A 26,280-nucleotide genomic window follows, 5' to 3' on the forward strand; every position below is an offset into this window, starting at 1 on the left:
GGTGCGGAGGGACCGGTACCGGACGATGTGTTTGCGTCCTTCTTTAACTTCCAGTACCCGCTGGTACGGGGCAGTCAGCTGGCGCTGCTTCCTGATGTGACCGACCCTACCGGAGCCATCACCCAATCCTCTCTGACACAGATCGCCTTGGAGCCGGGTTACTATCTGATCTCCTATAAGGTATCGGCCATCTTCCAGCGGGCCAACTACTTGCAGGTGACCCCTAGCTATAACGGAACGGCCCATCTGGAGTATGGCGTCTATTTCGCCACCAGTACCGACGGCTCCAGCGCCTGTGGCTCCTCCTTCCTGATCCTGCGTGCACCTTCCGCCACCACCTTCAGCCTGACCTACAGCGGTTCCGCCAACGCCAATGACGGAGAGATCAATGTGACCATTGTGAAGCTGCGCCGCGCACTGTGATAGGATGGGAAAAGAAAAAGAAAGACATCTGCTTTTAGCAGATGTCTTTCTTTTTGGAGCTAGTGGTGGGAATCGAACCCACGGCCTGCTCATTACGAGTGAGCTGCTCTACCTCTGAGCCACACTAGCGAAGCAGATGACTGCTGCAAATGGGGAAAATAGTACATTTGCAGTTTGTAATGATACCACATTTTCGCATCGTAGTCAACCATATCTTTTCTGCACAGAAGGAATACAAAACGTATAGAGCAGGTCTTACATGAAGGAGAAAATGCAAAAGAAAGGATCGTTTTACCGGTGAATTTACCGAAAGAAATTTTTGCAGTATAATCCGGAAAAGAGATGGGAAGAAAAAGTGAGGAAATTTACGCTGTATATCAGGGAAAAGGGTATTGATTCAGATTGATGAAAATGAGAAAATAGTTTACATAAAAATAAAGAAAAAGAGGTTCTACCCGCTGTTATTCACATTGTCCACAGGTTTGTCCACCGTTTAATTGCGGATGATAGCGGCGATTTCTCCACTTTTGCACAAAGATTTCCACACGCTCCAATGGGACAAATTGAGACAAAACTAGATAGTTTTCGGTAACATAACGCGGAATTGCTGGGGGTATGCAGCAGAAGAGGGGGATTCCGTCAAAGGGTATGCAGGAAGAACATCCTTTCCCGGGAAAAGCACTTGCAGACAGGAAGGAACCGGTATAAAATAAGGATGCTTAAACATTACAGTGTTACACTAGGAGGAATGTTGAACCCATGGAACAGGCAAAGGTATATTATTCCGACCTGCGCTGCCGTCCCGGTAAGAACCTGCTGAACAAGCTGGAGAAGCTGATTCGTAAGGCGGGGATCGGAGAGATCGACTTTGACCATAAGCTGGTCGCCATCAAGATGCACTTTGGCGAGCCCGGCAACCTGGCCTTCCTGCGGCCCAACTATGCCAAGACGGTGGCAGACGTGGTGAAGAGCCTGGGCGGCGTGCCCTTCCTCACCGACTGCAATACCCTCTATCCCGGACGGCGGAAGAACGCCCTGGAGCACCTGGACGCCGCCTATGAAAACGGCTTTTCCCCCCTGTCCACCGGCTGCCAGATCATCATCGGCGACGGACTTCGGGGCAACGACGATGTGGAGGTGCCGGTGGCCGGCGCCGAGCACATCACCACTGCCAAGATCGGCAAGGCCATCATGGAGGCCGATGTGATCATCTCCCTGTCCCACTTCAAGGGCCATGAGCAGACCGGCTTTGGCGGCGCCATCAAGAACCTGGGCATGGGCTGCGGTTCCCGCCGGGGCAAGATGGAGCAGCACGCACAGGGCAAGCCGGTGGTGGAGCAGGACCGGTGCGTGGGCTGCCGCAAGTGCGATACCCAGTGCGCCCACGGTGCCATCTCCTACGGCGACGACCGGAAGGCCTCCATTGACCAGGACAAGTGCGTGGGCTGCGGCCGCTGCATTGCCGTGTGCAACGCGGATGCCATTCATGCCGGCTATGATGCCGCTATGGAGGAGCTGAGCTGCCGTATGGCGGAGTACACCAAGGCGGTGGTGGACGGCCGTCCCCAGTTCCACATCAGCCTGGTCATCGACGTCTCTCCCTACTGCGACTGCCACGGGGAGAACGACCTGCCCATCGTGCCCGACGTGGGCATGTTTGCCTCCTTCGATCCGGTGGCCCTGGACCAGGCCTGTGCTGACGCCTGCCTGCGCCAGCCGCCCATTCCCGGGTCCTCTCTGGACGAGCAGATGCACGCTGAGGGTTTCTGCGACCATCACGACCACTTTATCAACAGTATGCCCAACACCGACTGGAAGGTGTGCCTGGCCCACTGTGAGAAGATCGGCGTGGGCACCCGCTCCTATGAGCTGATCGAGGTAAAATAATCCCTTCAGAAAGGAAGATTCGACATGGATGTAAAGGAGATCCTGAGCCGCTGCGACCACACCCTGCTGAAGCAGGAGTCCACCTGGGGCCAGATCAAGGCCGTTTGTGACGATGGTATCAAGTATAACTGTGCCTCCGTCTGCATCCCTGCCTCTTTTGTGAAGCAGGCCGCCGATTATGTGGGCAACGATCTGAAGATCTGCACCGTTATCGGCTTCCCCAATGGCTACTCCACCACCGCCGTCAAGGTCTTTGAGACGGAGGACGCTATCCGCAACGGTGCGGACGAGATCGATATGGTCATCAACATCGGCTGGGTCAAGGACCAGCGGTGGGACGACCTGCTGGAGGAGATCCGCGCCATCAAGCGCTCCTGCCAGGGCCGGATCCTGAAGGTCATCGTAGAGGCCTGCCTGCTGACCCAGGAGGAGAAGGTCAAGATGTGTCAGATCGTCACCGAGTCCGGTGCGGACTATATCAAGACCTCCACAGGCTTCTCCACCGGGGGCGCCACCCGGGAGGACGTGGCCCTCTTTAAGGCCAACGTAGGCCCCGAGGTGCGCATCAAGGCCGCCGGCGGCATCCGTACCCTGCAGGATGCCGAGGACTTCATCAACCTGGGCGCTGACCGACTGGGGACCTCCGCCATCGTCAAGCTGGTGAAGGGCCAGGAGCCTCAGGGCTATTGAGCCGCTCCAAGCCGGTTTAGAAAAACAGCATAAATGACTGAGAGGCCTCCGGCTTACGCCGGGGGCCTCTCAGTCTAATAAGGAAAAAGGAAAAAGGGAGTAAGCTTAGTCATTCACCGCGGACTGGAGGTAACCCTCCACGCCGGCGGCAGTAGAGAGGCCCATGGCCTCCAGGGTCACCTGGGCAGCCTGAGCGGCGTGCCAGTGATGGATCTGGGCCCGGGTGGCCAGCACAGCGGAGGCACTGACCGAGAACTCGTCCAGGCCCCAGGTCATAAGCAGGGGGATGAGCCGGGGATCGGCGGCGGCCTCGCCGCACATACCGACCTGAATGCCCGCCTCCTTGGCGGCGGTGATCACATTGCGGATGGAACGGAGCACAGCGGGGTGGAAGGTGGTATACAGGTTTTCCACCTGAGCGTTGCCCCGGTCCACCGCCATGGTATATTGCGTCAGATCGTTGGTGCCGATGGAGAAGAAGTCACATTCCCGGGCCAGCAGGTCGGCAATGAGGGCGGCGGCAGGGGTCTCCACCATAATGCCCAGAGGGATGTCCTTGTGGTAGGGAAGACCCTCGGCTTCCAGCTCCGCCTTGCAGGTCTCCAGCAGGGCGCGGGCCCCCCGGATCTCCTCCAGGGAGGTGACCAGCGGCAGCATGATCTTGATGTTTTTCTCCTCGGCGCCTGCCCGCAGCAGGGCCCGAAGCTGAACCTTGTACAGGTCCGGATTGTCCAGGCAGTAGCGGATGGCCCGGTGGCCCAGGAAGGGGTTTTCCTCGTGGGCCATGCCCAGGTAGTCCACCGCCTTGTCACCGCCCACATCCAGGGTGCGGATGATGACCTCTTTGCCCGCCATGGTGCGGGAGACGGCCAGATAGGCCTCGTACTGCTCGGTCTCGGAGGGGACATTGGCCCGATCCATAAACAGGAACTCGGTGCGGAACAGGCCGATACCCTCGGCACCGGAGGCCGCGGCGGCCTCCGCCTCGGCGGGGGAGCCGATGTTGGCGTACAGGGCGTAGCGGTTGCCCTCGGCGTCCACGGTGGCTTTGTCCCGGTAGACCGCCAGCAGAGCCTTCTGCTTGCGGAAGGCCTCCTGCTTGGTCAGGTACTCGGCCAGGGTCCGCTGGTCGGGATTGACCAGGGCTACGCCGTCGCCGCCGTCCACAATGACGCTGTCGCCGTCCTTCAGCTGCTCCATGGCCCGGGGCACGCTGAGCACCGCGGGCAGCTCCAGGGCCCGGGCCAGAATGGCGGAATGGCTGGTGCGTCCGCCCACCTCGGTGAGGATGGCGGCCACGTGCTCCTTGTCCAGGCCCACCGTCATGGAGGGAGTCAGATCGTGGGCCACCAGCACGCTGCCGGCGGGCAGGGAACTGACGTCCACGCCGGTGACGCCCAGCAGGATGGCCAGCATCCGGCTGCGGATATCCCGCACGTCGGTGGCACGCTGACGCATCAGCTCATCGTCCACCCCGGCGAACATCTCGGCGTACATGGTACAGACCTGATCCACCGCCGCCTCGGCGCACTGACCGGCGTCGATGACCTCGCCCATCTGGCTCTGCATGAAGGGATCGCTGAGCATCATGATCTGGCCGGTGAGGATCTCCGACTCCTTTTCGCCCACCTGGGCGCGGATGCGCTCGGCCATGGCGGTGGTCTTCTCATTGAACTGGGTGATGGCACTCTGCAGGCGGTCCTTTTCCACCTCTTTGCCACTGTATTTCACGGCGGAGTAGTCCAGGCTCTGTTCCCGGACACAGACGGCCTTGCCGATGCCGATGCCGTCGGAAGCGGCGATGCCACGTAAGATCATAGCGGTTCCTCCTGTTTTGGACGGCTTGGACGATTACTCGCCCAGGCCGGATTCCACCAGCTCCACCGCGGCCTTGAGGGCCTCGGCTTCCTGCTCGCCGCAGCACTGGATCTCGATCTCGCTGCCCTGCTTGATGCAGGCGGCCATCAGATGCATGATGCTCTTGGCGTTGATGTTCTTGCCGTTGAAAACGATGGTGACATCGCTCTTATACTTGGCCATGGTGTTGACGAAGAGCTGAGCGGGACGCATGTGCATGCCCTGAGGATTGACGATTTTCGTGGTAGCGGTGACCATAATGATACTTCCTTTCTGAATCGAACTGTTACTCAATCTATCTTATACTTTTTTCTTCTTCAGCACACCCAGCAGGACCATGCCCACCAGAGAGCCCACAGCCAGGGCGATGACATAGCCCAGCACGTTGGTCATAACGGGGAAGACAAAGATGCCGCCGTGGGGCGCGGGGAGGGCGCAGCCAAAGGCCATGGACAGGGCGCCGGCCACGGCGGAGCCCACAATGCAGGAGGGGAGGACGTGGAGAGGGTCGCTGGCGGCGAAGGGAATGGCGCCCTCGGTGATGAAGCACAGGCCCATGATGTAGTTGACCACGCCGGACTTGCGCTCGTCCTCGGTAAAGCGGTTCTTAAAGAAGGTGGTGGCCAGAGCGATGGCGATGGGGGGGACCATGCCGCCGATCATGACGGCGGCCATGATGTCGGAGCCCTGCCCGGCAGCCATAGTGGCCAGGGTGGAGGTGCCGAACACGTAGGCAGCCTTATTGAAGGGACCGCCCATATCCACAGCCATCATACCGGCCAGCACGATGCCCAGTACGATCTTGCTGCCCTCGCCCATGGCCTCCAAGCCGGAGTACAGGGCGGTGTTGATGGCACCCACAATGGGGTTGATGAGGCACATGAACAGGCCGATGATGAGCAGACCCACCACCGGGTAGATCAGGATGGGCTTGAGGCCTTCCAGAGCCCGGGGCAGCTTGTCGCAGAGCTTGCGCATGCCCAGCATCAGGTAGCCGGCGGCAAAACCGGCGATGAGGGCGCCCAGGAAGCCGGCGGAGACGGAGGTGCCGGAGGGGGAGGCGAAGGTGGCGCCGGACACGGCCAGCGCGCCGCCTACAAAGCCCACCATCAGGCCGGGCCGGTCGGCAATGGACATGGCGATATAGCCGGCCAGGATGGGCAGCATGAAGTTGAAGGCCACGCCGCCGATGTTCTTGAACCAGGCGGCGATGGGGGTGTTGGTGCCGAAGTTGGCGTAGTCGATGGAGGCGTCGTCCAGCAGGAAGGCCAGAGCGATGAGAATGCCGCCGCCGATGACGAAGGGGAGCATGTGGCTGACGCCGTTCATCAGCTGCTTGTACAGCTTGCGGCCGATGCTCTCATTGGTGACCTCATGGGCCACCTCGCCGGTGTGGTGGTAGATGGGGGCGTTGGGGGCCTGGCGGATCAGCTCCTCCGGCTTGTGAATGCCGTCGGATACCGGCACCCGCAGCACGTGCTTGCCGTCAAACCGGGCCAGGTCTACCTCCTTGTCGGCGGCAATGATGATGCCGTCGCAGGCGTCGATCTCAGCCTGGGTCAGGATGTTCTTGGCGCCGCCGGAGCCCTGGGTCTCCACCTTAACCGGAATGCCGATCTCCTTGCCCATCTTCTCCAGGGCCTCGGCGGCCATGTAGGTGTGGGCGATGCCGGTGGGGCAGGCAGTGATTGCCAGGATGCGGGGGCCGGTGGAAGCGGGTGCTTCCGCGGGAACCTCCTCGGGGAACTTGGCGGCCTCGTACTTATCAATGACCTCCATGAAGGTCTTGGCGTCAGGGGCGGCCCGCAGCTCGCTGACGAAGTTGAAGTCCATCAGCAGGACCATCAGGTGGGACAGGATCTCCAGGTGCAGGTCACCGTCCAGAGGAGCGGCGATCATGAAGAAGAGGTCGGAGGGCTGGCCATCCATGGCGCCGTAGTCCACACCCTCTTTCAGGATGCAGGCGGCCAGGCTGGGGGAGGTGACGCAGCCGCTCTTGGCGTGGGGAACGGCAATGCCCATTTCAATGGCGGTACTGGTCTGGGCCTCACGGGCCAGAATGGCCTCCTTGTAGGTCTTGCGGTCGGTGAGGCATCCGCTCTTGTCCTGCAGGTCCACCAGCAGGTCGATGGCCCCGTCCTTGTCGGCAGCGGAAGCGCCCAGTGCGATTTTGTCTGTGCTCAGCAGATCGACGATACGCATAACAACGGGCTCCTTTCAGATCAGAGTAGGGTAGCGTATGAATCAGAGGGTTTTCAGCAGGGCCATGATCTTCTCCCGGTCAGCCAGGCCGTCGGAAAAGGCGGTGGCGGACCCGGCGGCGGTGCCCAGGCGATGGGCGTAGGAATAGTCGCCAGTCTCCAGCCAGCCGGCCAGGAAGCCGGCCACCATGGAGTCGCCGGCGCCCACCGAGTTGCGGACCTTGCCCTTGGGCACGCCCAGACGGTGGCAGCCGCCCCGCTCGTCCACCAGAAGGGAGCCGTCTCCCGCCATGGATACCAGCACGTTGCGGGCACCCTTTTCCTGCAGCTGGGCGGCGCAGTGGCGGATCTCGGTGTCGGTAACGGGGGCCTTTCCAAAGATCTCACCCAGCTCTAGGTTGTTGGGCTTGATGAGGAAGGGATGGTAGGGCAGGGCGCTGCACAGCAGGTTCCGGGTGGTGTCCACCACGAACTGGATGCCCCGATCTTCCAGACGGGCCAGGATCTGCTCGTAGACGTCGTGGGACAGGGCAGCGGGCACGGAGCCGGAGATCACCAGAATGTCGCCCGGCTCCAGCCGGTCCAGCTTGTCCTGGAGGGTCCGCAGGGCGGTGGGGCCCACCGTGGGGCCCTGGCCGTTGATTTCGGTCTCAGCGCCTCCTTTGACCTTTACATTGATGCGGGTGAGGCCCTCGGGCAGCCAGATGAAGTCGGTGCGGATGCCCAGATTGTGCAGGCCCTCCTCCAGAGCCCGGCCGGTGAAGCCGGCCAGGAAGCCCAGAGCCACATTTTCCACCCCAAGGGCGGAAAGTACGGTGGAGACGTTGATGCCCTTGCCGCCGTACTGGATGGCCTCGCTCTGGGTGCGGTTGATCTCGCCGGGACGCAAGGCGTCGATCCACACCACGTAGTCCAGGGCGGGATTAAAGGTTACTGTGTAGATCATGGCTTATACCTCCTTAATGACCGTGTGTTCCAGGTAGCTGGGGTCGGGCAGGTGCTCGGTGATGATGGTGGCCTTCTCCAGCGGGAGCACGGTCACGGCAGAGACCAGCTCAAACTTGCTGCTGTCCGCCAGTACAAAGGTGAGATAGGACTGCTCGGAGGCTTTGGTCTTGATGGCGGCCTCCTCCGGGTCGGGGGTGGTGAACCCCTGTCGGATGGAGATGCCGTTGATGCCCAGAAAAGCCTTGGTAAAGTTGTAGCGGCTCAGCTCCTTCAGGGCGCCGGTGCCGACCACCGCCCAGGTACCGGGCTTGAGAAGACCGCCCAGCACATAACTCCGCAGGCCCAGCTCCATGAGCCGCTGGGCGCAGCCGATGCCGTTGGTGACGAAGGTGGCGCCGGAACCCTTTAAATACTCTATCATCCGTATGGTGGTGGTGCCGGCGTCCAGGTAAACCACGTCGTCGTCGCTGATGAGCCCGGCGGCATAGTGGGCGATACGGTCCTTCTCGTCCCGGTGGAGCAGGGTCTTGGTGCTCACGTCGGGCTCCTCACCCTGGAAGGTGCCGCTGGCCAATACCGCTCCTCCGTGGACCTTATTCAGCCGTCCCTGACGGGACAGAATGGTCAGATCCCGGCGAATAGTGGCCTCGGATGCGCCGGTGAGCTCACACAGCCGGGTCACGCTGGCCGCCCGATTGTCGGCCAATTCCTGGAGGATGGCTTCAAATCGCTGTTCTGCCAGCATGGGATCCCTCCTTTCAGTTTTGATTGAAATTGACTGATCTTTATTGTGACACTAATATAGCACCAAATAAAATCACAGTCAATCAAAAACAATCAAGTTATCGCACAAAAAAAGTGGGCTGCTTTTTGGACAGTCTGCCTAATATCAACAGGAGTAATCTGGATAAAACAGGTCAAATAGGAAATTCTAAAATTCAAAACAAGCAAAACCAATCAAAAAAACGGCCGGCAGCAGATGCTGCCGGCCGGGTGGTTCACTGGCCCAGGCCCAGAAGGATGGACACGATCCCTGCGGCCAGGAAGATGGCTCCGCCCACCTTGGTGGTGATGCTGGAACGCATACGCCGGAAGACGGTCTTCAGCTTCTCGAAGGGGACCAGCAGAAAGACCAGGCCCAGGATCAGAAAGAGGATGCCCAGTGAAAAGTAAGCAGTCATGACGTTACCCACCATTTCTTATAAGGTGCTTTCATCTTACCAGTTTCGGCCAGGTATTGCAAGAGGCGCTTGTCTTTCCGAAGAATATCTGATAGGATAGCGGCAAGGATGATTCGGAAAAATGACAGGCCGGAGGTGCGTATGCGGGACTATCTGGGGGCGCTGCGGCGGGCGGCGCTCTTTCGCGGTATGGAGGATGAAGAGCTGCTGAGGCTGCTGGACTGTATGGGAGGCGCGGTGCGCCGCTATCCCAAGGGTACTGCGGTGCTGCGCGCGGGAGACCCGGCAACCCATCTGGGGGTGGTGCTGGCAGGGAAGGTGCAGGTGAGCCGCATCCGACCGGACGGACAGCGGATCGTCATGGGCGAGATGGGGCCGGGACGGCTCTTTGCCGAGTCCTATGCCTGCGCCGGGGCGGAGAGCCTGCCGGTGACGGTGACTGCCTCGGCGGATACGGTGGTTTTGCTGCTGGACTGCCGGCGTTTGTCCCTGCCCTGTGCCGCCGCCTGTCCCGCCCACGGCAAGCTGATTCAGAACTTGATGTCGGTGCTGGCGGAAAAGAATCTCTTTTTAAATCGAAAGCTGAACCATTTGTCCGGCCGGACCATCCGGGAGCGGCTGCTGTCCTATCTGGAGGAGGAGACCGCCCGGGCCGGGCGGGCCACAGTGGTGATTCCCTTCGACCGGCAGGCGCTGGCGGACTATCTGTGTGTGGACCGCAGCGCCCTGTCCCGTACCATCGGACAGCTGCAGCGGGAGGGAGTCCTGGAAGCCGACCGTCGGCGGTTCCACCTGAAGGTGCTGCCGGAGTCCATGAATTAAAAAGACCGGGCGTATCGCAGTCATTGCGGTACGCCCGGTTTTACTATTTAGTTGAGGAAGTCCTTCAGCTTCTTGGAGCGAGAAGGATGACGCAGTTTGCGCAGAGCCTTGGCCTCGATCTGGCGGATACGCTCGCGGGTGACCTTGAACTCCTTGCCCACCTCTTCCAGGGTGCGGGTGCGGCCGTCCTCGATGCCGAAGCGCAGCTTGAGCACCTTCTCCTCACGCTCGGTGAGGGTGCCCAGCACGGACACCAGCTGCTCCTTCAGAAGGGTAAAGGAAGCGGCCTCAGAGGGCTCGGAGGCGTCCTCGTCGGGGATAAAGTCGCCCAGGTGGGAGTCCTCCTCCTCACCGATGGGGGTCTCCAGGCTGACGGGCTCCTGGGCGATCTTCAGGATTTCGCGGACCTTATCCACCGGCATATTCATCTCCTCAGAGATCTCCTCGGGGGTGGGATCGTGGCCCAGCTCCTGGAGCAGCTGACGGGAGACGCGGATGACCTTGTTGATAGTCTCCACCATATGGACGGGGATACGGATGGTACGGGCCTGGTCGGCGATGGCGCGGGTGATGGCCTGCCGGATCCACCAGGTGGCGTAGGTGGAGAACTTGTAGCCCTTGGTGTAGTCGAACTTCTCCACGGCCTTGATGAGGCCCAGGTTGCCCTCCTGAATCAGGTCCAGGAACAGCATGCCGCGGCCCACATAGCGCTTGGCGATGGACACCACCAGACGGAGGTTGGCCTCGGCCAGACGCTGCTTGGCGGCCTCGCCCCGCTTCACCAGGCGGCGCAGCTCCTTGATGTCATCCTCGGACAGCATGACCTCTTCGCCGGCCTCCTTGGCCCGCTCCATCTCATCCAGCTGCTCCTTGGCGGCATCACCGGCGCCCATGTCCTGGGCCAGCTGCACCTCCTCGTCGGGGGTGAGCAGGTTGACCTTGCCGATCTCCTTCAGGTACATCCGCACGGGGTCGTCGATGCCGAAGGAATCCACCAGGGTGTTGGGGTCCACGATCTCCTCTTCGGGCAGATCCTCAATCTCGTTGAGCTCCTCCAGGGGAGGCATGATATCGTCGGCCAGTTCAGGCAGATAGTCGTCGCCTACAGTGTCGATACCCAGGTTCTCCAGGGTATCGTAGATCTTGTCCATCTGCTCGCTTTCCAGATCCATGTTCTCCAGCACGTCCATCAGCTCGCTGGAGGAGAGCTTGCCGTTCTTCTTGCCGCGCTCAATGAGCTCGGCCAGCTTCTCGGCGCCCTGGACGCCCTCTACCACCTTCATGACCTCGATCTTGCCCTGCTCCATCTTCTTGGCGTTGTCGCGGGCCAGCTTGGCCTGATCCTCCAGGGTCAGGGTGAGTTCCTTTTTACCGGTGGTCTTCTTTTCACTCATGCGGTTGTCCTCCATATGATTTTTTCTCTCTGAATTTGTCTCGGGCCGCCAGCAGCGGGTCCAGATCGGAACCACCGCGCTTGGCGGCTTCTGTCTCGATGATCTCTATGTAGTCACGCAGCGCCTGGCTGCTGTTGGAACGGGATTCCGGCTGCTCCAGAATGCCGGAGATGTGGCTCATCTCCTCCGGCGTCAGTACGCCGGACAGCGCGCCCAGCTGTAAACTCAGCCCCTGGCTGTGCCGCTGCTTGAGCAGCACGTAGAGCTTGGCCAGCAGGGGAGAGGAGAACTGGTCGGGCCCCAGGGACGCGGTCTGATCCAATAGATCGGGGTCCAGCAGCAGCAGCCGGATGACGCCCTCCTCCGCCCGGGCGGAGCGGATGTTTTCGTAGCGCAGCTCCCTGGCCTTGGGCTGGAGCTGGGCGGCGGGGGTCAGGTCCTTCTTGGCCTGGAGCTTCTTGGCCCGCCAGGCCTTGTCCTTCCGGTAGCGGGCCACCTCCTGCGCCATGGCGGCGGCGGAGATGCCCCCGGCGGCGGCGGCCTTGTTGCCATAAATCTCCCGCTCAATGGGACTTTGCAGGGCGGCCACCGTGGCCACCGCGTCCTTCAGATAGGCCAGCCGCCCCTCCTCGGTGGACAGGTCGTGCTTGGATTGCAGGCTGTCCAGCCGGTAGTCGTTCTGACCGGCGCTGCCGTTGAGGCACTTCTCAAAGGCGGCGGGGCCGAACCGTTTGACGAAATCATCCGGGTCCTGCTTGATGGGCTTGCCCTCGGCATCGAATGCGTTGGGCAGCTGGAGCACCCGGACGGTGAGATTGGCGTTTTTCAGGATGTTGAGCACCCGGTCGGTGGACTGCTTGCCGGCGGCGTCATTATCGTAGCACAGCACCAGCTCCTTGGTGTACCGGGCCAGAATACGGGCGTGTTCCTCAGTGAGGGCGGTGCCCATGGTGGCCACCACATTGTCAAAGCCCGCCTGGTGCAGGGTGATCACGTCGATGTTGCCCTCTACCAGCACCAGATTGGGCCGCTTGGTGTTCTTGGCAAAGTTCAGGGCGTAGATCAGCCGCCCCTTCTTGAACAGCACCGTCTCCGGAGTGTTCAGGTACTTGGCGCCCTCCTCACCGGGCAGTAGACGGCTGGTGAAGCCCACCACCTCGCCCCGCACGTCAATGACAGGGAGCATCAGCCGGGAGCGGAACTTGTCGTAGATGCCTCCGTTTTTGCCCGCCACCGCCAGACCGGCGTCGATCAGGTCCATCTTGGTGTAACCCTTGGCGGTCATAGCCTTGGTGAGGGCGTCCCACTGGTCGGGAGCGGCCCCCAGGCCGAACCGGGTGGCGGTACGGGGAGAGATCTGCCGCTGAGCGATGTAGTCCCGCACCCGCTGGCCGCCTGGACTGGTGAGGTAGTCGTGGTAAAACCGGGCGGCGTCCCTGGACAGCTCCAGCAGCCGGGTCCGCTTTTTGCGGTAGGCCTCGTTCTCGCCGCTCTCTGGTACCTCCAGACCTGCCCGCTTGGCCAGCAGCTTCACCGCGTCCACAAAGGGCAGGTTCTCGATCTCCATAATAAAGGAGATCACGCCGCCCCCCTTGCCGCAGCCGAAGCAGTGGTAGATCTGCTTGTCGGGGGAGACGGAGAAGGAGGGGGTCTTTTCGTTGTGGAAGGGGCACAGCCCCCACAGATTGTTTCCCTTTTTATTGAGGGAGACATAGGAGGAGACCACGTCGGCAATGTCGCTGCGGGACACCAGATCGTCGATGAATTGTTCTGGTATAGCCACTGAGGTCCTCCTTCCGACTATGTTTTCCAATCAATGCCATTTTCATACAAGGATAACTGTAAAGCTATACTGCCTTACGAATTTGCTTCTCGGTATGAGGGAAACGAAAACGGGACCTTGCTTAAAATCCTTGTATTTCAAGGTGAATAAAGTGGGTTTACTTTACGCTCCAGGACTTGGGGATGAAAGCGTCGCTGAACTGATCCACGGCATATTTGTCGGTCATGCCGGAGATGTAGTCGCAGACGGCGCGCTCCACGCCCTCCTCCACCCGGATATCCTGGTACTCGGGGGGCAGCTTGTCCGGGTCCTTCACATAGAACTCAAACAGGCGGCGGATCATGTCCTGGGCCTTGCCCTCCTCGCTCTTGGCCACCGGGCTGCGGTAGACGTACTCGAACATGAACTCCCGCAGTTCGTGCATGGCGTCCCGGCAGGCGGGGGACTGGACGATGTCATTCTTCCCGGCGGACTGGGTGATGATGTCCACCGTCAGGGTGTTGATCCGCTCCGAGTGGGTGAAGCCCAGCACTTGGGAGACCGAGAGGGGCAGGTCCATGGGGTAGATGATCTTGCCCCGCATGGCGTCGTCAATGTCGTGGTTGATGTAGGCGATCTTGTCGGCCAGCCGCAGCAGGCGTCCCTCCAAAGTTTCGGCCTGATCGGGGCCGGTGTGGCAGAGAATACCCCGGCGGACCTCATAGGTCAGGTTGAGGCCCTCGCCGTCCCGCTCCAGTCGGTCCACCACCCGCAGGGACTGCTCGTTATGGGCAAAGCCGCCGGGCATGATCTCGTTGAGCACCCGCTCTCCGGCGTGGCCGAAGGGGGTGTGGCCCAGGTCGTGGCCATAGGCGGCCGCCTCGGCAAGATCCTCATTGAGGCGCAGGCCACGGGCAATGGTGCGGGCGATGCGGCTGACCTCAATGGTGTGGGTCATCCGGGTGCGGTAGTGGTCCCCCTCCGGCTCCAGAAAGACCTGGGTCTTGTGCTTGAGCCGCCGGAAGGCCTTGGAGTGGACGATCCGGTCGATGTCCCGCTGAAAGCAGGTCCGGGTGGGGCAGGGCTCCAGGGGAACCTGACGGCCCCGGGAGTGGGCGGACAGGCAGGCATAGGGGGAGAGCAGAGCCGCCTCAGCGGCCTCGGTCTGTTCACGCAGTACCATGGGCGCTCACCAGCCTCTCAGCAAATTTCAGCCTTTACCCTATATACGCCGCCGGATGGGAAAAACCCTTCTTTTTTTGCAAATTTTCTATTGTGCTCACAAATGCCCCTGAGAAGGGCGGCTGGATTCGTCAGTTTGCTGCACCGGTCAGGAGGGCCAGCAGGTCGGCGGGAGAGGGGACGATGCGCTGGGCGCCCCGCTGGAGAAGAAAATCGGCGTCCCGGAAGCCCCAGCTCACTGACAGGCAGGGCAGGCCGGCATTGCGAGCGGTCTCGATGTCCACCTCGGAATCGCCCACATAGACCGCCCCCTGGGCGTCGGCCCCCAGCTCCTTCAGGGCCCGGAACACGGTGTCGGGGGCGGGCTTGCGGGCTACACCCTGGGACTCACCGATGGCCACCTTTACCCGGTCGCCGAAGTAGTCCTGGCACAGACCCTTCACCGCGCCGTCAAACTTGTTGGATACCACTGCCAGCCGGATGCCCGCCTGATTCAGGCCGTCCAGCAGCTCCAGCACCCCGGCGTAGGGGGCGGTGCGGTTCTCCATGTTCAGCAGGTAGTGGGCCCGGAAATCGGCCAGGCACTGGGCCTCCACCTCCTCGGGGGTGCCGGCGGGCACCGCCCGGTGGATGAGCAGCCCCACGCCGTTGCCCACGAAGCGGCGGATCTCATCCAGGGAGCGGGTAGGCATCTGATGGAGGGACAGGGCGTAATTGGCACTGTCGCAGAGATCCTGAAGGGTGTCCAGCAGGGTACCGTCCAGGTCAAAAATCACGGTGGAATAGGGGAACATAATAAGCCTCCTTATCAGCAATGGCAGGAAATGCGGGCGGTCTGTGGGACCGCCCGCATTGTGGGTCAGTAAAGTCCGTTGGCAGAGAGGATCTGGACCACCTGCTTGGCTCGGTTGGACCAGGCGGCGGCCGCTCCGTGCTCCCGACGGCGGGCGGCAGGCCGGCCTGCCGGCTCCTCCAGGGCACGGATACACAGCCGCACAAATTCGCCGGGGCTGTGGGCGGCGTAGATCACGTCGGGGAAGTGCTCCACGTGGTCGGGGAAGAACATGGCCACAATGGGTTTGCCGGAGGCGAGATACTCATAGATCCGGCAGGGCACCACATCGGCGCCGTAGTCGGAGCGGCGCAGCAGGTGGAGACACACGTCAAACCGGGCCAGATAGTCGGGAATGTCCACCGGCAGCTGGCGGCTCAGCAGGCGCACGTTGGGCAGGGCCTCCAGGGTACGCAGCTGCGGATTGTACCGGTCCCGCCGCCCCACAAAGACGAAGGTACACCGGGGCAGGGCACGGGCGGCCTGGATGACGGGGGCCAGGTCTGTATCCTCCCAGATGGTGCCCACATAGCCCAGCACCGGGCCGGTCAGGTCGGCCAGAGGGGGAGGACACTCGGTGCTGGTGCGGGAGAACATGGGATAGCTGACGCCGTTGGGGAGAAGGGCGATGTTGTCGCTGCAGGGGGAGAGGTGATCCGCCAGCCCTTCCGAGGCGGCAAATACCACGTCGGCGGCCAGGGCCAGATCGCTCTCCCACTCGGGGGGCGTGTCCATCCAGTCCTGACTGCAGTCATATACGAGGCCCTGGTGGGGAATGGCGTCCAGCAGATGGACTTGCTCCGGCGAAGTGCACCACAGCAGTGGTTCCCGGAAGCGATAGATGTCCATCAGCTTGAGAATGTGGCGGGCCTGCCGCCGATCGCGGATCAGACGGAGCAGCCGCTGGTCCTCTGCCGCTTCCGGAACGGGAGGCAGGGCGTGGACCGTCAGGCCGGGCCGGACCTTGCGGCCCGGCTTGCGGTAGTCCCGGGAGGGGGGCTCCACGAACAAAATCTTGGCGTCCTTCAGCCGGGTCATCAGCTGCTGGGTGCGGGTGGGAATGGTGCTCCAGGGCTGGGAGGAGAGACATAGGATCTGTTTCAATGGGATTACTCCTTCAAAAGGCGGCGCGCAGTCTCCTGATTGCGCTCCTCCACCTGGCGCAGGCGCTCCACGCCGCCGGACAGGAAGGCGGAGTCGCCGATGCGGGCGTAAACGGCGTCGATATAGCCGCACAGGATCTCTGTCGTGACCTGATCTAGGTCGGTGTAGAGGTCCTGGCCGATATAGGAGAGGAAGGAGCTGATCTTCTGGTCATACACCACGCCCACCAGGGGGACCCCCTGCCCGGCGGAGAACACCAGGGCGTGGAGGCGCATGGAGAGCACCGCCTGCATCCGGGCAAACAGGCCGATGGTGTGGTCGGAACTGCCGGTGTAGGTCAGGATGTGGTGGGGAGCCTTCATGTGCTTGGCGGCCAGTCTGGCGGCGTCCACGTCCAGCCGACGCTCGATGGGGAGGAACACGGGGGTCAGACCGTATTTCTCATAGGCGTAGTCGGCGGCAGCGGCGAAGATGGGGGCCTTGGCCTCAAAGCCGGGCCAGGGCCGCAGGGAGAAGCCGATATACTTGCCGTTGGGATCGATGCCCTGGCTCTCCAGAATGCCGTCCACCACCGGAGCGGGGGCGGCGGGCAGGATGACCGTGGGGTCGGCGGAGAGGATGATCTCGGGATTGGTCACCCCCATATCGTCCAGCTCGGCCTTGGAGTGGGTGTCCCGCAGAGTGATGGCGTCCACACTCTTCTGCAGCACCTTGGAGGCCCGGCGGCGGTTGGCGGGGGAGTGGATGGGCCCGATGCCGCAGCCGTACATCATCACCTTGTTGCCCAGGCGCTTGGCCCAGGAGATGGTGAACAGATAGAACCACAGGGAGCGGTGGCTGGTCACGTCCTGCATCAGGGAGCCGCCGCCGTTGATATACAGCTTGGTCTTGCGCATCCGCCACAGGAACTTGGGGAAGGCGAAGGTGTAGATGGAGTTGACCCGATAGGTGCGGCGGGTGTCCGACGGGCTGCGGGACAGGACCCAGATGGGCAGGTCGGGATCGATCTGCCGCAGCTCAGCCACGATGGCCTCCAGAATGGCGTCGTCACCGGCGTTGCCGCGGCCATAGGCGCCGCATACCAGGGCGCCGTCCCGGGGGCCGACCTGTCTGCTCTGGCGACGGAGGATGGTCTCATAGATGGTGAGCTGCCGCTGGAGGGTGCTCTCCAGGGAATAGTCCTCCTTGGCCCGCTGATAGAGCCGCTGGCCCATGTGCTGGCGCAGTTCGGCGTCCTTGGCCAGGGTGATCAGGTGGCGGGAGAGCCCCTCGGCGTCTCCGGCCTCAAAGAGGAAGCCGTGGATGCCGTGGTCGATCAGGTAGGGTACGCCGCCCACCCGGCTGGCCACCGTGGGCAGCGCGGCCCGGGCGCCCTCGGTGAGGGAGTAGGGGAAGGTCTCGGACAGGGAGGTGAGGGTGTTGATGTCGATGGCGTTGTAGAAGCTGTCGGTGTCGGAGATCCAGCCGGCGAAGCACACCTGCTCGGTGACGCCCAGCTGCTTCACCAGGTCCTTCAGCATGCCCATCTGCTCGCCGTCACCGGCAATGAGCAGCCGCAGATTGGGGCACTCCTGGTGGGCCAGGGCAAAGCCCCGCACCAGGGTGGCGATGTCCTTTACCGGGTTGAGACGGGCGGCGATGCCCACCACTACCGAGTTCTCATCCGCCTTCAGCCCAACGCTCTTCCAGTAGGCCTCCCGGTCCAGGGCGGGGGTGCGGGGGGTAAAGTCAATGCCGTTGTAGATGGTAAACAGCTTGTCCGGATCAAAGCCCCGGGAGATGAGCAGGTCGGTCATGGCGTCGGACACGCCGATACGGTAGTCCAGCCTGTGCAGGGCGATGGTGTTGATGGTGCCGTAGGTGATGCGGGAGAAGGGGCGGCCCAGATAGTCCAGCCGGTAGTCGGAGTGGACGGTGGTGACCACGGGCAGGCCGGTGGCCTTCCGCAGCAGGGAACCCATCAGGTTGCCCCGGGCGCCGTGGCAGTGAATGATCTGGTAACCGCCCTCTATGATCATCTTTTTCAGCTGATTGCGGACCTTCAGCAGGTTGTGTCCGGGCAGTACCACCGTGTGGATACCCAGTTCCCGGGCCTCCTGAGAGAAGGGGCCTTCCATAAAGCACACCATCGTCACATCGATGGTGCGGGATAAGTTCTGAAGCAGCATGTGGACATGGGTCTTGGCTCCGCCGCTGTCACCGCCGGAAATGAGGTGCATGACCTTCATGAAAGCAAAACCTCCAAAGAAAGTACTTGTGTCTTTGTGGGGATCTATGATACAATAACCCGGTACCATTGTACCAAGCGCGACATGAATTTACAACCTCGGAGGCTACAAAAAGATGATAGACGAAAAGGGAAGACTGTTTGGTAAAATCAACATCGTGGACCTGCTGGTGATCCTGGTGATCGTCATTGCGGCGGCGGTGCTGGGCGTGAAGTTCCTTAAGCCCGGCGGCGGCAGCGCTATCGGCGGCGGCAGCACCGGTACCCATGTGGAGTATACCGTGCTGGTGGAGAATGTGCAGCCGGAAGTTTATGAGAGCGTCAAGGCCTTCGTGGATGCGGGAGACGCCACCCTGATGGCCTCCGGCGAGCTGCTGGACGGCCAGGTGACCTCCGTCACTGCCGTGCCCCATGAGGACACCGTCAGCGTGGACACCACCGACGGCACTGTGGAGCTGCCTGCTGCCAAGGACCTGCTGGACCTGACCTTCACGGTGGAGTGCAACGTGTCCAACGCCATCACCACCGAGATCGGCACCCAGGAGGTGCGTGTGGGCAAGAACCACATCGTCAAGACCGACCGGTTTGAGCTGACCGGTGTGGTGACCAACTGCACCTGGAGCGATGCTCAGTAATCGGACATAACAGTAATCAAACAGGAGGGCGGCGGTCTCGTACCGCCGTCCTTTTTCCAATCGGAGGAATTGATCATGCCTCAATGGCTGTTAAATCTGGACGGCGGATTCCTGCTGTGGCTCCAGGATGTGGTGCGCAACGGGATCCTGGACCCCTTTTTTCAAGTCTATACCCAGCTGGGCAATGCCGGCCTGCTGTGGATTGCCCTTTCCCTGCTGATGCTGTGCTTCCCCAAGACCTGGAAGGCGGGTTTTGTCAGCCTGATCGCCATGTTGCTGGGTCTGCTGTGCACCAATGTGGTGCTCAAGCACCTGGTGGGCCGCACCCGGCCCTGGCTGGTGGTGGAGGGATTGACGGCCCTGGTGGCGGAGCACGACCCCAACTCCTTCCCCTCGGGACACACCTGCGCCGCCTTTGCGGCGGCCTCCGCCTGGTGCCGCACCCTGCCCCGCCGCTGGATGAAGATCGTGGCGGTAGTCATGGCTGCCCTGATGGGCTTCTCCCGGCTTTATGTAGGGGTCCATTTCCCCACGGATGTACTGGCCGGCATGGCGGTGGGCCTCTTCTGCGGCTGGCTGGCCTGGCTGATCTGGAAGCGGCTGGCCGCCTGGCGGGGCTGGGAGGCGTAGTATGAGAGGGGAAGAAAGGGAAGCGGTGCTGCGGGATGGCACCCGCTGCCTGCTGCGCAGTCCCCGGGCTGAGGACGGGGAGGCGGTGCTCCGCCATCTGCGCCGGGTAGCGGCGGAAAGCCCCTTTACCGCCTTTCTGCCGGAGGAACTGACCGGCACCCTGCGGGAGGAGCAGGCCTTTCTCAAACGGCAGTTGGCCAGCACCGACCGCCTGATGCTGGGGTGCTTTGTGGGCGAGCGGCTCATCGGCCTGGGTGGATTGGGTCCGGCGGCCACCAACCGCAAGTGCCGCCACCGAGCGGAGATGGGCGTTACCATCCGCCGCCGCTGGTGGGGTCTGGGCCTGGGCCGGACGCTGGTGGAGCAGCTGTGCCGGGAGGCACACCGCATGGGCTATGTGCGGATGGAGCTGCAGGTCATGGAGGATAACGAGCGGGCCATCGCCCTCTATGAGGGCTGCGGTTTTGCTCGCTGCGGTCTGCTGCCCGACGCCTACCGGACGGATGGGAACAGTCAGGCTGCCGTTCTCATGAGCAAAGGATTATAAAACAGAGGCCGGTCCCCTCAGGGGACCGGCCTCTGTTTTTTATTGCTTATTCCGTGGTGTAGTTGTCGAAGTAGCCCTGGATGTAGACGATGGGGGTACCCTTGTCGCCGGAGCCGGAGGTCAGATCGCACAGAGAGCCGATCAGATCGGTGAGGCGGCGGGGGGTGGTGCCCTGAGCGGCCATCTTGCCCACCAGGGAGCCGTCCTTCTTCTTGATCTCGCCCTTGATGGCCTCACGCAGAGCCTCGCCGGACAGAGCGGCAAAGTCGTTGTCGGCCAGATACTTCAGCTTCAGCTCGTTGGGGGTGCCCTCCAGGCCGGCGGTGTAGGCGGGGGAGACCACCGGGTCGGCCAGCTCCCAGATCTTGCCCACGGGGTCCTTGAAGGCGCCGTCGCCGTAGACCATGACCTCCACGTGCTTGCCGGTGGCCTTCAGCAGGCGGGCCTGCACGTCCTCCACCAGGTCCTGGCAGGGGCGGGGGAAGAGCTTCACCTTGTCCTCGGTGGACTTGTTGGAGCCCAGCAGGCCGTACTTCTCGTTGTAGCCGCTGCCGTTCACAGGAGCGGTCATGATCTCGTCCAGGCAGAACACCTTCTCGGCGCCGGCAGCCACCAGGCGACGCTTGGTGCGGGCGCGGGTGTGGATGTCGCAGGCCAGCACATTCTTGGTGTAGGACAGGATGGCCCGGGGATCGTTGGCGAAGATGACCTCCACCTCGGCGCCGGACTCCCGGATCAGGTTGGAATAGTAGTCCACATAGTCCACGCCGGTGAAGGGGTGGGTGGTGTAGCCGAACAGCTCCCGGTAGCGCTCCAGGGAGAGCACGTCCTTATAGGGGTCGACGCCCTTCTCGTCCATCACGTCCTCGTCGATCAGGTGGTTGCCCACCTCGTCAGAGGGGTAGGACAGCATCAGAACGATCTTCTTGGCGCCCTTGGCGATGCCGCGCAGGCAGATAGCAAAGCGGTTGCGGCTGAGAATGGGGAAGATGACGCCAATGGTCTCTCCGCCCAGCTTGGCCTTCACATCAGCGGCAATATCGTCCACCGAGGCATAGTTACCCTGGGCGCGGGCCACGATGGCTTCGGTCATAGCGACCACGTCACGGTCACGTACGGAGAACGCGCCGTCTTTGACCGCCTCCAGGACAGACCCGGTGACGATTTCGGCCAGGTCATCTCCGCTGCGGATAATGGGGGCGCGGATACCCATGGATACGGTGCCGACCATCCGGCTCATAGAACAACACTCCTAGATATTTCAATTCACTGCTTCTTTGCAGCATTCCAATTATACTATAGTTTTATATGGATGTAAAACATTTTTCAAGAATTGTGTCATTTATTGGCAGGCGTTCCACCACTGGATGGTCTCCAGGAACCGGGCGGTGAGAGGGGAGAGGGGCTTGCCGCTGCGCACCGCCACGCCGATCTGACGGCTGCGGGGGTGCTCCAGGGGGATGGCGGCAAAGGACCGGCCGGAGCTCTGGAGCACCAGCTCGGGCATGATGCTTACCCCCAGCCCCTGCTCCACCATGGACAGGATAGCGAAGTCGTCGTTGACCGTGTATTGGAGGTTGGGGTGGAGCCCCTCCTCCTGAAAAATATGGTCGATCTCCACGTCCCGCTCCTCGTTGATGCGGATGTAGGGGTCCTGGGTGAAGCGTTCCATGGGGTAGCAGGGGGCGTGTGCCAGGGGATGGTCGGGAGGGAGCACCGCCATCAGCCGGTCCTGCCGCAGGGCGATGGTGTCCAGCCCCTCTCCGGCAGGGAGACCCAGGAAGCCGCAGTCCACCGCGCCCTGGCGCACCATGTCCTCGATTTCGGCAAACTCCCAGCTGCTCACCAGCTCAAAGTGGATGCCGGGGTAGCGCTGAAGAAACTCCTTCATAATGGCGGGGAGCCAGTGGATGGATACACTGGTGAAGGTGCCCACCCGCAGAGTGCCCCGGGTCAGGCCATGGAGGTCGGCCACCTGCTCCTCCAGCTCCTTGTGGGCGGTGCAGACCGACCGCAGATAGGGGAGGAGGGTTTCCCCCGCCGGGCTGAGGCGGATGCCGCCTCGGCCCCGGACCAGCAGCTCCATGTCCCACTCCTGCTCCAGGGCGGCGATCATCCGGCTGGCTGCCGACTGGGTGTAGCCCAGGGCCTCTGCCGCCTTGGTGATGCCCCCCAGCTCCACGGTTTTCAGCAGGATCTGATACTTGATGAGGCTCATAGATAACATTCCTTTTAGTCATATATTATATGAAAAAGATTCGTTTGCATCATAGTGGACTCTATTGTATACTATAGCCAGAAGGAAGGCAAGAGCGTTACGACAGAAAGGAGCGATTTCCATGAAGAAGAACAACATGATGGTAATGGATCGGAAGCACAACGGCTATGAGCTGATGGGGAAGGGCATGTCGGTAAACGTCATGCGGACCTATTGGAAGGGAAGCCCCTGGAAAGCGCTCCAGGTCTGTGTCCGTGACGCAGGAATCTGATTTCTGCTTCGGTTGGGGAGAACCGATAAGGCCCGGGGGGCCTGCCATTGCGGCAGGCCCCCCGGGCGGTTTTTTAGGATGACAGGTCTTCCAGCTGAGGGAAGACGTAGGTCTTGCCGGCTATGGTGATGGATTCCACCTGGCTCAGGTCAAAGGCTTGGGTAGGCGTAAAGCGGTAGAGGCGAATTCCATCCTCGTTGGCGTCCGGATAGGGCTCCTCGGCGGAGAGCCAGGTCCCGGCATAGGGGCTGGGGATCTGGCTGATGAGCTCTGAGGTGCCGTTCCGGTAGTTCAGCCGGGCGTCTTCCAGCGTCTGCTCTACACTGACTGACCAGCTGCCGCCGAACATCTTTCGGACCAGGTAGCCCTCCAGCTGGGGAGGCACCGGTGTGTCGGACTGCTGCTCCAACTCCAGCAGTACCTCCGCCCCGGAAACGGCGGTCCACTCCTCCAGAGTGGGAGTAGTCATCTCCAGCTGGATATAGCCTGCGCAGATGGAAATCTGGTAAATGGTGCCCTCCTGGGTGTATTCGGAAAACTCCGGCATGTCGGGCCGCAGACCCCAGGCTTCTTCCATCTGCCGGGTGGTGTTGACCACCGTAATATCCGCCGGACAGGTGAGGGCCTGGCTTTCGGTCACCGGGACGGTCACCGGGCCATAGGTGGCGATGGGTTTGAAGTTATGGTAGAGATTCATGCTCACTTCCACCTGCTCCAGAGACCGGTCCTCCAGGGTCATGGATACCTTGACCAGGGAGGTCAGGGTATTGGGGTCATAGCTGGCCTGTTCCAGATTGAGTGCGGTGTATCCGTCGAAGCCGCCCCGGGGGCCCCACTCCCATTCCGGGGAAGTGCCTGTGGCGGCCTCTTCGGGTACGGGAGAGACCGCAATATAGGCGTAGAGCTGGCTGCCGCTGCACATAGTGGCGACCAGGGTTGCCTGGGGCTCTGTCTGGGTTCCGGTTTGCAATGGGGTATCATATTCCGTCCATTCCTGGATAGGGTCATCCTGGGACACCCCCATGTCCGCCCGGGCGGCGTCCCGCAGGGTGAACACCACCGCAAACGCGGTGAGACAACAGAGGGAGAGCAGTACGGCGGCCACCAGCAGGCCGCGGGAGAAGGATCGCTTGAAACGGCGAGGGGACTGGTCCCTGTTCCTGCCGTTTTTCTGAACGATGTTTTTCATAGTCAGCTCCTTGATTCGGACAGGGGAGAGGGGAGTGCCGCCGTGCAGGTCCACACGCTCATCCATATAGTGATCCAGCAGATCGGAGATGCTGCGCTTCATTCCATGGCGCCCCCTTTCATCAATGCTTCTTTCAATTTCATGCGTCCCCGTCTCAGTTTAGATTTTACGGTGGATTCGTTGAGGGCCATGGTGAGAGCGATCTCTTTGACGGGCTGGGTGTAGTAGTAGTGGCGGAGAAAAATTTCCCGTTCCTCCTCTGGCAGGGCGTCCACCGCCCGGCGGACCAGTTCCTGCTCCTCGGCCTGCTCCAGGTCCGTGGTAGGATCGCTGAGGTCGGGCAGATCCAGGAGGTCCTCCTCCAGGGGCAGACTGCGGCCCCGCCGGCGCAGCTTGTTTTTGGCCTTGTTCCGGGCCACTGCGCCCAGCCAGCTTTTGATGTGACCGGCATCCAGGTCGTCTGCCTGGTTCCAGGCGGCCAGAAACACGTCGGAGACCACCTCCTCCGCGTCCTCCGGGGCCATGGAGCCCTGCAGGATGTTCCACACGATGACCGACACATAGGGGAGGTAGGACTTCATCAGAAGCTCCAGCCCCTTGGGATCGCCCCTTTTCAGTTTTTGCAGTATGGTCGCGTCTCTCATAACCGGCCCCCAACTCATTGAAAGCTGCTTTCACCAATCATATCACAGGAGAGGGAGGACGGGTTGCGTCTGTGCCGAGATTTTTTGGTGCGGGCGAAAAAGAAAACCGACGATCTTTCGATCGTCGGTTCTTTGCGCCTGATATAGCAAAACCGCCCTACCAGTCTGCCCAATCAGGCTGGTAAGGCGGTGGAGCTAGGAAGGGGGTGAACGATGGAACCCTTCCGTATGGGTGCCCTGTGGGGCGTCCATGTGGTGGTTAGCTGGTTGTGTTTGAATCCTATTCCGCCGCTTGGGATTGAATCGGTGCCCAGTTAGACTAACCACAAGGCCGGGGGCGATAGCATCAAACCCGACTTTTTTATATTGTAGCGCAGATCCATCCGATAATCAACCGTTTATTAGACGAACACTATGTCATACAAGCAGCCGGTCAATCTGCCCTAGGCCCGGCTGGCCAGCTTATGGTCGGTTGGAGTGAAGGCTGGATTGTTTACACATAAGGCCTTGAAGCTGTGGCCAGAATACACTATAATCCATATATAACCATGTATTGGAGGGGCGTATTATGGCCTTTGATAAGAAGAAATATGACGCAGCGTTCACAAGAGAAAAATATGATACTGTGTCAATTAGACTTCCAAAAGGAAGGGATTCAGAACTAAAAGAGTATGCTCAATTACACGACAAATCAATGCGAGATTTAATATTAGAAGCACTCTGGAAGTCCTACCGCCTTGATTTGAAGTCGCCAGTAGAGATAAAAGAATAACTCTATCCTTGTAAGTCTGCCAAAAAGGCGGGCTATTTTTATAGACGTTAGGTATGACTATTTCCGGCCGAATACAACTGCACCATTTTCCTTGATTTACTGCACCAATTACTGCACCAATTCATACAGTAGAAAACAGAAAAAACAGTAAAGTGTTGCTTGAATGGGACAGAGAGGAAGTATGTAGTTTTCGGCCTGATTTAACAACCTGAAGTGCCTGAAACCATTGCGACACAATGGCTACAAAAGAAAACCGACGATCTTTCGATCGTCGGTTTTTTGGAGGCGACACCCAGATTCGAACTGGGGGTGGAGCTTTTGCAGAGCTCTGCCTTACCACTTGGCTATGTCGCCATATGGATAAAAGGAAGGGTGGACCTTCCTTTTATCATTTTTTGGAGCAGGTGACGAGGCTCGAACTCGCTACCTCCACCTTGGCAAGGTGGCGCTCTACCAGATGAGCTACACCTGCATATCCGTTCCCATCTTATGCAGAAGGGGAGAGGAGTATGCTTGATTTTTAGAGGTGCCCCCGGTGGATACCTTGTGGTATCCACCGGGAACGGTGGTGCCTCCGGCCGGAATCGAACCAGCGACACGGGGATTTTCAGTCCCCTGCTCTACCAACTGAGCTACAGAGGCAAATGGCGACGCGGAAGGGACTTGAACCCTCGACCTCCGGCGTGACAGGCCGGCGTTCTAACCAACTGAACTACCGCGCCAGACGGTAGGGGGTACGGGAGCTCCCAGGAAGGAAGTGGTGGGAACAACAGGGCTCGAACCTGTGACATCATGCTTGTAAGGCATGCGCTCTCCCAGCTGAGCTATGCTCCCTCGTTCTTGTCATTCGCTTTCGTTTGGCTG

The 26,280-nt window shown here is 60.9% G+C and carries 25 protein-coding genes and 6 tRNA genes; 9 read left to right on the forward strand and 22 right to left on the reverse strand.

Annotated features, from left to right (window positions below; translation table 11 throughout):
* The first annotated feature begins 27 nt into the window (after nucleotides 1-27).
* The gene (locus tag J9789_RS16950; RefSeq protein WP_245185056.1) at nucleotides 28-423 is read left to right on the forward strand and encodes a hypothetical protein; all 396 of its coding nucleotides are present in this window, start codon (nucleotides 28-30) and stop codon (nucleotides 421-423) included.
* 54 nt (nucleotides 424-477) lie between these two features.
* Here the strand turns inward: J9789_RS16950 and J9789_RS03930 are convergent.
* Nucleotides 478-552, reverse strand: a tRNA-Thr gene (locus tag J9789_RS03930).
* A 630-nt stretch (nucleotides 553-1,182) separates the two neighbouring features.
* Between J9789_RS03930 and J9789_RS03935 the strand changes: the two genes are divergently transcribed.
* Together J9789_RS03935 and deoC are read left to right on the forward strand one after the other, a co-directional pair.
* A complete protein-coding gene (locus tag J9789_RS03935; protein ID WP_209342595.1) occupies nucleotides 1,183-2,310 on the forward strand; it encodes a DUF362 domain-containing protein in 1,128 nt (375 codons plus the stop codon).
* 24 nt (nucleotides 2,311-2,334) lie between these two features.
* Nucleotides 2,335-3,000 (forward strand): deoxyribose-phosphate aldolase, encoded by a 666-nt coding sequence (deoC, locus tag J9789_RS03940; RefSeq protein WP_209342603.1) that lies wholly within the window; start codon nucleotides 2,335-2,337, stop codon nucleotides 2,998-3,000.
* Nucleotides 3,001-3,105: 105 nt separating this feature from the next.
* On the opposite strand, the gene ptsP is transcribed toward deoC, so the two are convergent.
* The 6 genes from ptsP to J9789_RS03970 all read right to left on the reverse strand — a co-directional run bounded on the left by ptsP (nucleotide 3,106) and on the right by J9789_RS03970 (nucleotide 9,187).
* The gene (ptsP, locus tag J9789_RS03945; RefSeq protein ID WP_209342604.1) at nucleotides 3,106-4,818 is read right to left on the reverse strand and encodes a phosphoenolpyruvate--protein phosphotransferase; all 1,713 of its coding nucleotides are present in this window, start codon (nucleotides 4,816-4,818) and stop codon (nucleotides 3,106-3,108) included.
* A 33-nt stretch (nucleotides 4,819-4,851) separates the two neighbouring features.
* Entirely contained in the window at nucleotides 4,852-5,115 is a 264-nt protein-coding gene (locus tag J9789_RS03950; RefSeq protein WP_209342606.1) for an HPr family phosphocarrier protein, read from the reverse strand.
* Nucleotides 5,116-5,157: 42 nt separating this feature from the next.
* Nucleotides 5,158-7,059, reverse strand: coding sequence for a fructose-specific PTS transporter subunit EIIC (locus J9789_RS03955; protein WP_209342608.1), 1,902 nt, complete (start codon nucleotides 7,057-7,059; stop codon nucleotides 5,158-5,160).
* A 42-nt stretch (nucleotides 7,060-7,101) separates the two neighbouring features.
* Nucleotides 7,102-8,004 (reverse strand): 1-phosphofructokinase, encoded by a 903-nt coding sequence (gene pfkB / locus J9789_RS03960; protein ID WP_209342611.1) that lies wholly within the window; start codon nucleotides 8,002-8,004, stop codon nucleotides 7,102-7,104.
* Between the two features lie 3 nt (nucleotides 8,005-8,007).
* A complete protein-coding gene (locus J9789_RS03965) occupies nucleotides 8,008-8,751 on the reverse strand; it encodes a DeoR/GlpR family DNA-binding transcription regulator (protein WP_209342613.1) in 744 nt (247 codons plus the stop codon).
* A 253-nt stretch (nucleotides 8,752-9,004) separates the two neighbouring features.
* Nucleotides 9,005-9,187, reverse strand: a complete 183-nt coding sequence (locus tag J9789_RS03970; RefSeq protein ID WP_209342619.1) for a hypothetical protein — start codon at nucleotides 9,185-9,187, stop codon at nucleotides 9,005-9,007.
* A 108-nt stretch (nucleotides 9,188-9,295) separates the two neighbouring features.
* On the opposite strand from J9789_RS03970, the gene J9789_RS03975 reads away from it, so the two are divergent.
* Entirely contained in the window at nucleotides 9,296-10,009 is a 714-nt protein-coding gene (locus tag J9789_RS03975) for a Crp/Fnr family transcriptional regulator (protein WP_245185057.1), read from the forward strand.
* 47 nt (nucleotides 10,010-10,056) lie between these two features.
* Here J9789_RS03975 and rpoD read toward each other — a convergent pair whose 3' ends face one another.
* The 6 genes from rpoD to csaB all read right to left on the reverse strand — a co-directional run bounded on the left by rpoD (nucleotide 10,057) and on the right by csaB (nucleotide 18,511).
* On the reverse strand, nucleotides 10,057-11,403 hold the full coding sequence (rpoD, locus tag J9789_RS03980) for an RNA polymerase sigma factor RpoD (protein WP_245185058.1): 1,347 nt from the start codon (nucleotides 11,401-11,403) through the stop codon (nucleotides 10,057-10,059).
* A complete protein-coding gene (gene dnaG / locus J9789_RS03985) occupies nucleotides 11,396-13,186 on the reverse strand; it encodes a DNA primase (RefSeq protein ID WP_209342623.1) in 1,791 nt (596 codons plus the stop codon). Before dnaG ends, rpoD begins: the two co-directional genes overlap by 8 nt.
* 157 nt (nucleotides 13,187-13,343) lie before the next feature.
* Nucleotides 13,344-14,348 carry a deoxyguanosinetriphosphate triphosphohydrolase gene (locus J9789_RS03990; RefSeq protein ID WP_209342625.1) on the reverse strand — a complete coding sequence of 335 codons (1,005 nt, stop codon included), beginning with the start codon at nucleotides 14,346-14,348 and terminating at the stop codon, nucleotides 13,344-13,346.
* 130 nt (nucleotides 14,349-14,478) lie between these two features.
* On the reverse strand, nucleotides 14,479-15,141 hold the full coding sequence (locus J9789_RS03995) for an HAD-IA family hydrolase (protein ID WP_209342627.1): 663 nt from the start codon (nucleotides 15,139-15,141) through the stop codon (nucleotides 14,479-14,481).
* Between the two features lie 65 nt (nucleotides 15,142-15,206).
* Nucleotides 15,207-16,283, reverse strand: a complete 1,077-nt coding sequence (locus tag J9789_RS04000) for a glycosyltransferase (RefSeq protein WP_245185059.1) — start codon at nucleotides 16,281-16,283, stop codon at nucleotides 15,207-15,209.
* A 5-nt stretch (nucleotides 16,284-16,288) separates the two neighbouring features.
* Nucleotides 16,289-18,511, reverse strand: a complete 2,223-nt coding sequence (gene csaB, locus J9789_RS04005) for a polysaccharide pyruvyl transferase CsaB (RefSeq protein ID WP_209342629.1) — start codon at nucleotides 18,509-18,511, stop codon at nucleotides 16,289-16,291.
* A 115-nt stretch (nucleotides 18,512-18,626) separates the two neighbouring features.
* On the opposite strand from csaB, the gene J9789_RS04010 reads away from it, so the two are divergent.
* The 3 genes from J9789_RS04010 (at nucleotide 18,627) to J9789_RS04020 (ending at nucleotide 20,322) form a co-directional block, all read left to right on the forward strand.
* Nucleotides 18,627-19,145: a DUF4330 domain-containing protein gene (locus tag J9789_RS04010; RefSeq protein ID WP_209342630.1), complete on the forward strand. Its 519-nt coding sequence runs from the start codon at nucleotides 18,627-18,629 to the stop codon at nucleotides 19,143-19,145.
* A gap of 75 nt (nucleotides 19,146-19,220) precedes the next feature.
* Nucleotides 19,221-19,775, forward strand: a complete 555-nt coding sequence (locus J9789_RS04015) for a phosphatase PAP2 family protein (RefSeq protein ID WP_209342631.1) — start codon at nucleotides 19,221-19,223, stop codon at nucleotides 19,773-19,775.
* Nucleotide 19,776: 1 nt separating this feature from the next.
* Entirely contained in the window at nucleotides 19,777-20,322 is a 546-nt protein-coding gene (locus tag J9789_RS04020; protein ID WP_209342632.1) for a GNAT family N-acetyltransferase, read from the forward strand.
* A 46-nt stretch (nucleotides 20,323-20,368) separates the two neighbouring features.
* On the opposite strand, the gene J9789_RS04025 is transcribed toward J9789_RS04020, so the two are convergent.
* Nucleotides 20,369-21,562: a coenzyme F420-0:L-glutamate ligase gene (locus J9789_RS04025; protein WP_087333382.1), complete on the reverse strand. Its 1,194-nt coding sequence runs from the start codon at nucleotides 21,560-21,562 to the stop codon at nucleotides 20,369-20,371.
* A gap of 102 nt (nucleotides 21,563-21,664) precedes the next feature.
* Nucleotides 21,665-22,540 carry a LysR family transcriptional regulator gene (locus J9789_RS04030; RefSeq protein WP_245185060.1) on the reverse strand — a complete coding sequence of 292 codons (876 nt, stop codon included), beginning with the start codon at nucleotides 22,538-22,540 and terminating at the stop codon, nucleotides 21,665-21,667.
* 121 nt (nucleotides 22,541-22,661) lie between these two features.
* Here J9789_RS04030 and J9789_RS04035 point away from each other — a divergent pair, with 121 nt between their 5' ends.
* Entirely contained in the window at nucleotides 22,662-22,811 is a 150-nt protein-coding gene (locus J9789_RS04035) for a hypothetical protein (RefSeq protein WP_209342635.1), read from the forward strand.
* Nucleotides 22,812-22,884: 73 nt separating this feature from the next.
* Here the strand turns inward: J9789_RS04035 and J9789_RS04040 are convergent, their stop codons facing one another.
* Nucleotides 22,885-24,102, reverse strand: a complete 1,218-nt coding sequence (locus tag J9789_RS04040) for a hypothetical protein (RefSeq protein ID WP_209342637.1) — start codon at nucleotides 24,100-24,102, stop codon at nucleotides 22,885-22,887.
* On the reverse strand, nucleotides 24,099-24,644 hold the full coding sequence (locus tag J9789_RS04045; RefSeq protein WP_209342639.1) for an RNA polymerase sigma factor: 546 nt from the start codon (nucleotides 24,642-24,644) through the stop codon (nucleotides 24,099-24,101). The genes J9789_RS04040 and J9789_RS04045 overlap by 4 nt, the downstream gene beginning before the upstream one ends.
* Nucleotides 24,645-25,212: 568 nt before the next feature.
* On the opposite strand from J9789_RS04045, the gene J9789_RS04050 reads away from it, so the two are divergent.
* Entirely contained in the window at nucleotides 25,213-25,416 is a 204-nt protein-coding gene (locus J9789_RS04050) for a hypothetical protein (protein WP_209342641.1), read from the forward strand.
* A 280-nt stretch (nucleotides 25,417-25,696) separates the two neighbouring features.
* On the opposite strand, the gene J9789_RS04055 is transcribed toward J9789_RS04050, so the two are convergent.
* The 5 genes from J9789_RS04055 to J9789_RS04075 all read right to left on the reverse strand — a co-directional run bounded on the left by J9789_RS04055 (nucleotide 25,697) and on the right by J9789_RS04075 (nucleotide 26,250).
* Nucleotides 25,697-25,770, reverse strand: a tRNA-Cys gene (locus J9789_RS04055).
* A gap of 42 nt (nucleotides 25,771-25,812) precedes the next feature.
* Nucleotides 25,813-25,888 (reverse strand) — tRNA-Gly (locus tag J9789_RS04060).
* Nucleotides 25,889-25,982: 94 nt separating this feature from the next.
* Nucleotides 25,983-26,058 (reverse strand) — tRNA-Phe (locus J9789_RS04065).
* A gap of 3 nt (nucleotides 26,059-26,061) precedes the next feature.
* A tRNA-Asp gene (locus J9789_RS04070) sits at nucleotides 26,062-26,138 on the reverse strand.
* Nucleotides 26,139-26,174: 36 nt separating this feature from the next.
* Nucleotides 26,175-26,250, reverse strand: a tRNA-Val gene (locus J9789_RS04075).
* Nucleotides 26,251-26,280 lie beyond the last annotated feature (30 nt).

Origin of the sequence: Flavonifractor sp. AGMB03687, assembly GCF_017811815.1 — a bacterium.
In the GTDB taxonomy this organism is placed as follows: Bacteria; Bacillota; Clostridia; order Oscillospirales; family Oscillospiraceae; genus Flavonifractor.

Coding starts and splice junctions, on each gene's coding strand:
- J9789_RS03935 (WP_209342595.1), top strand. CDS start 1,183: ATGGAACAGGCAAAGGTATATTATTCCGACCTGCGCTGCCGTCCCGGT.
- deoC (WP_209342603.1), top strand. CDS start 2,335: ATGGATGTAAAGGAGATCCTGAGCCGCTGCGACCACACCCTGCTGAAG.
- ptsP (WP_209342604.1), bottom strand. CDS start 4,818: ATGATCTTACGTGGCATCGCCGCTTCCGACGGCATCGGCATCGGCAAG.
- J9789_RS03950 (WP_209342606.1), bottom strand. CDS start 5,115: ATGGTCACCGCTACCACGAAAATCGTCAATCCTCAGGGCATGCACATG.
- J9789_RS03955 (WP_209342608.1), bottom strand. CDS start 7,059: ATGCGTATCGTCGATCTGCTGAGCACAGACAAAATCGCACTGGGCGCT.
- pfkB (WP_209342611.1), bottom strand. CDS start 8,004: ATGATCTACACAGTAACCTTTAATCCCGCCCTGGACTACGTGGTGTGG.
- J9789_RS03965 (WP_209342613.1), bottom strand. CDS start 8,751: ATGCTGGCAGAACAGCGATTTGAAGCCATCCTCCAGGAATTGGCCGAC.
- J9789_RS03970 (WP_209342619.1), bottom strand. CDS start 9,187: ATGACTGCTTACTTTTCACTGGGCATCCTCTTTCTGATCCTGGGCCTG.
- J9789_RS03975 (WP_245185057.1), top strand. CDS start 9,296: ATGATTCGGAAAAATGACAGGCCGGAGGTGCGTATGCGGGACTATCTG.
- rpoD (WP_245185058.1), bottom strand. CDS start 11,403: ATGAGTGAAAAGAAGACCACCGGTAAAAAGGAACTCACCCTGACCCTG.
- J9789_RS03990 (WP_209342625.1), bottom strand. CDS start 14,348: ATGGTACTGCGTGAACAGACCGAGGCCGCTGAGGCGGCTCTGCTCTCC.
- J9789_RS03995 (WP_209342627.1), bottom strand. CDS start 15,141: ATGTTCCCCTATTCCACCGTGATTTTTGACCTGGACGGTACCCTGCTG.
- csaB (WP_209342629.1), bottom strand. CDS start 18,511: ATGAAGGTCATGCACCTCATTTCCGGCGGTGACAGCGGCGGAGCCAAG.
- J9789_RS04010 (WP_209342630.1), top strand. CDS start 18,627: ATGATAGACGAAAAGGGAAGACTGTTTGGTAAAATCAACATCGTGGAC.
- J9789_RS04015 (WP_209342631.1), top strand. CDS start 19,221: ATGCCTCAATGGCTGTTAAATCTGGACGGCGGATTCCTGCTGTGGCTC.
- J9789_RS04020 (WP_209342632.1), top strand. CDS start 19,777: ATGAGAGGGGAAGAAAGGGAAGCGGTGCTGCGGGATGGCACCCGCTGC.
- J9789_RS04025 (WP_087333382.1), bottom strand. CDS start 21,562: ATGAGCCGGATGGTCGGCACCGTATCCATGGGTATCCGCGCCCCCATT.
- J9789_RS04030 (WP_245185060.1), bottom strand. CDS start 22,540: ATGAGCCTCATCAAGTATCAGATCCTGCTGAAAACCGTGGAGCTGGGG.
- J9789_RS04035 (WP_209342635.1), top strand. CDS start 22,662: ATGAAGAAGAACAACATGATGGTAATGGATCGGAAGCACAACGGCTAT.
- J9789_RS04040 (WP_209342637.1), bottom strand. CDS start 24,102: ATGAAGCGCAGCATCTCCGATCTGCTGGATCACTATATGGATGAGCGT.
- J9789_RS04045 (WP_209342639.1), bottom strand. CDS start 24,644: ATGAGAGACGCGACCATACTGCAAAAACTGAAAAGGGGCGATCCCAAG.
- J9789_RS04050 (WP_209342641.1), top strand. CDS start 25,213: ATGGCCTTTGATAAGAAGAAATATGACGCAGCGTTCACAAGAGAAAAA.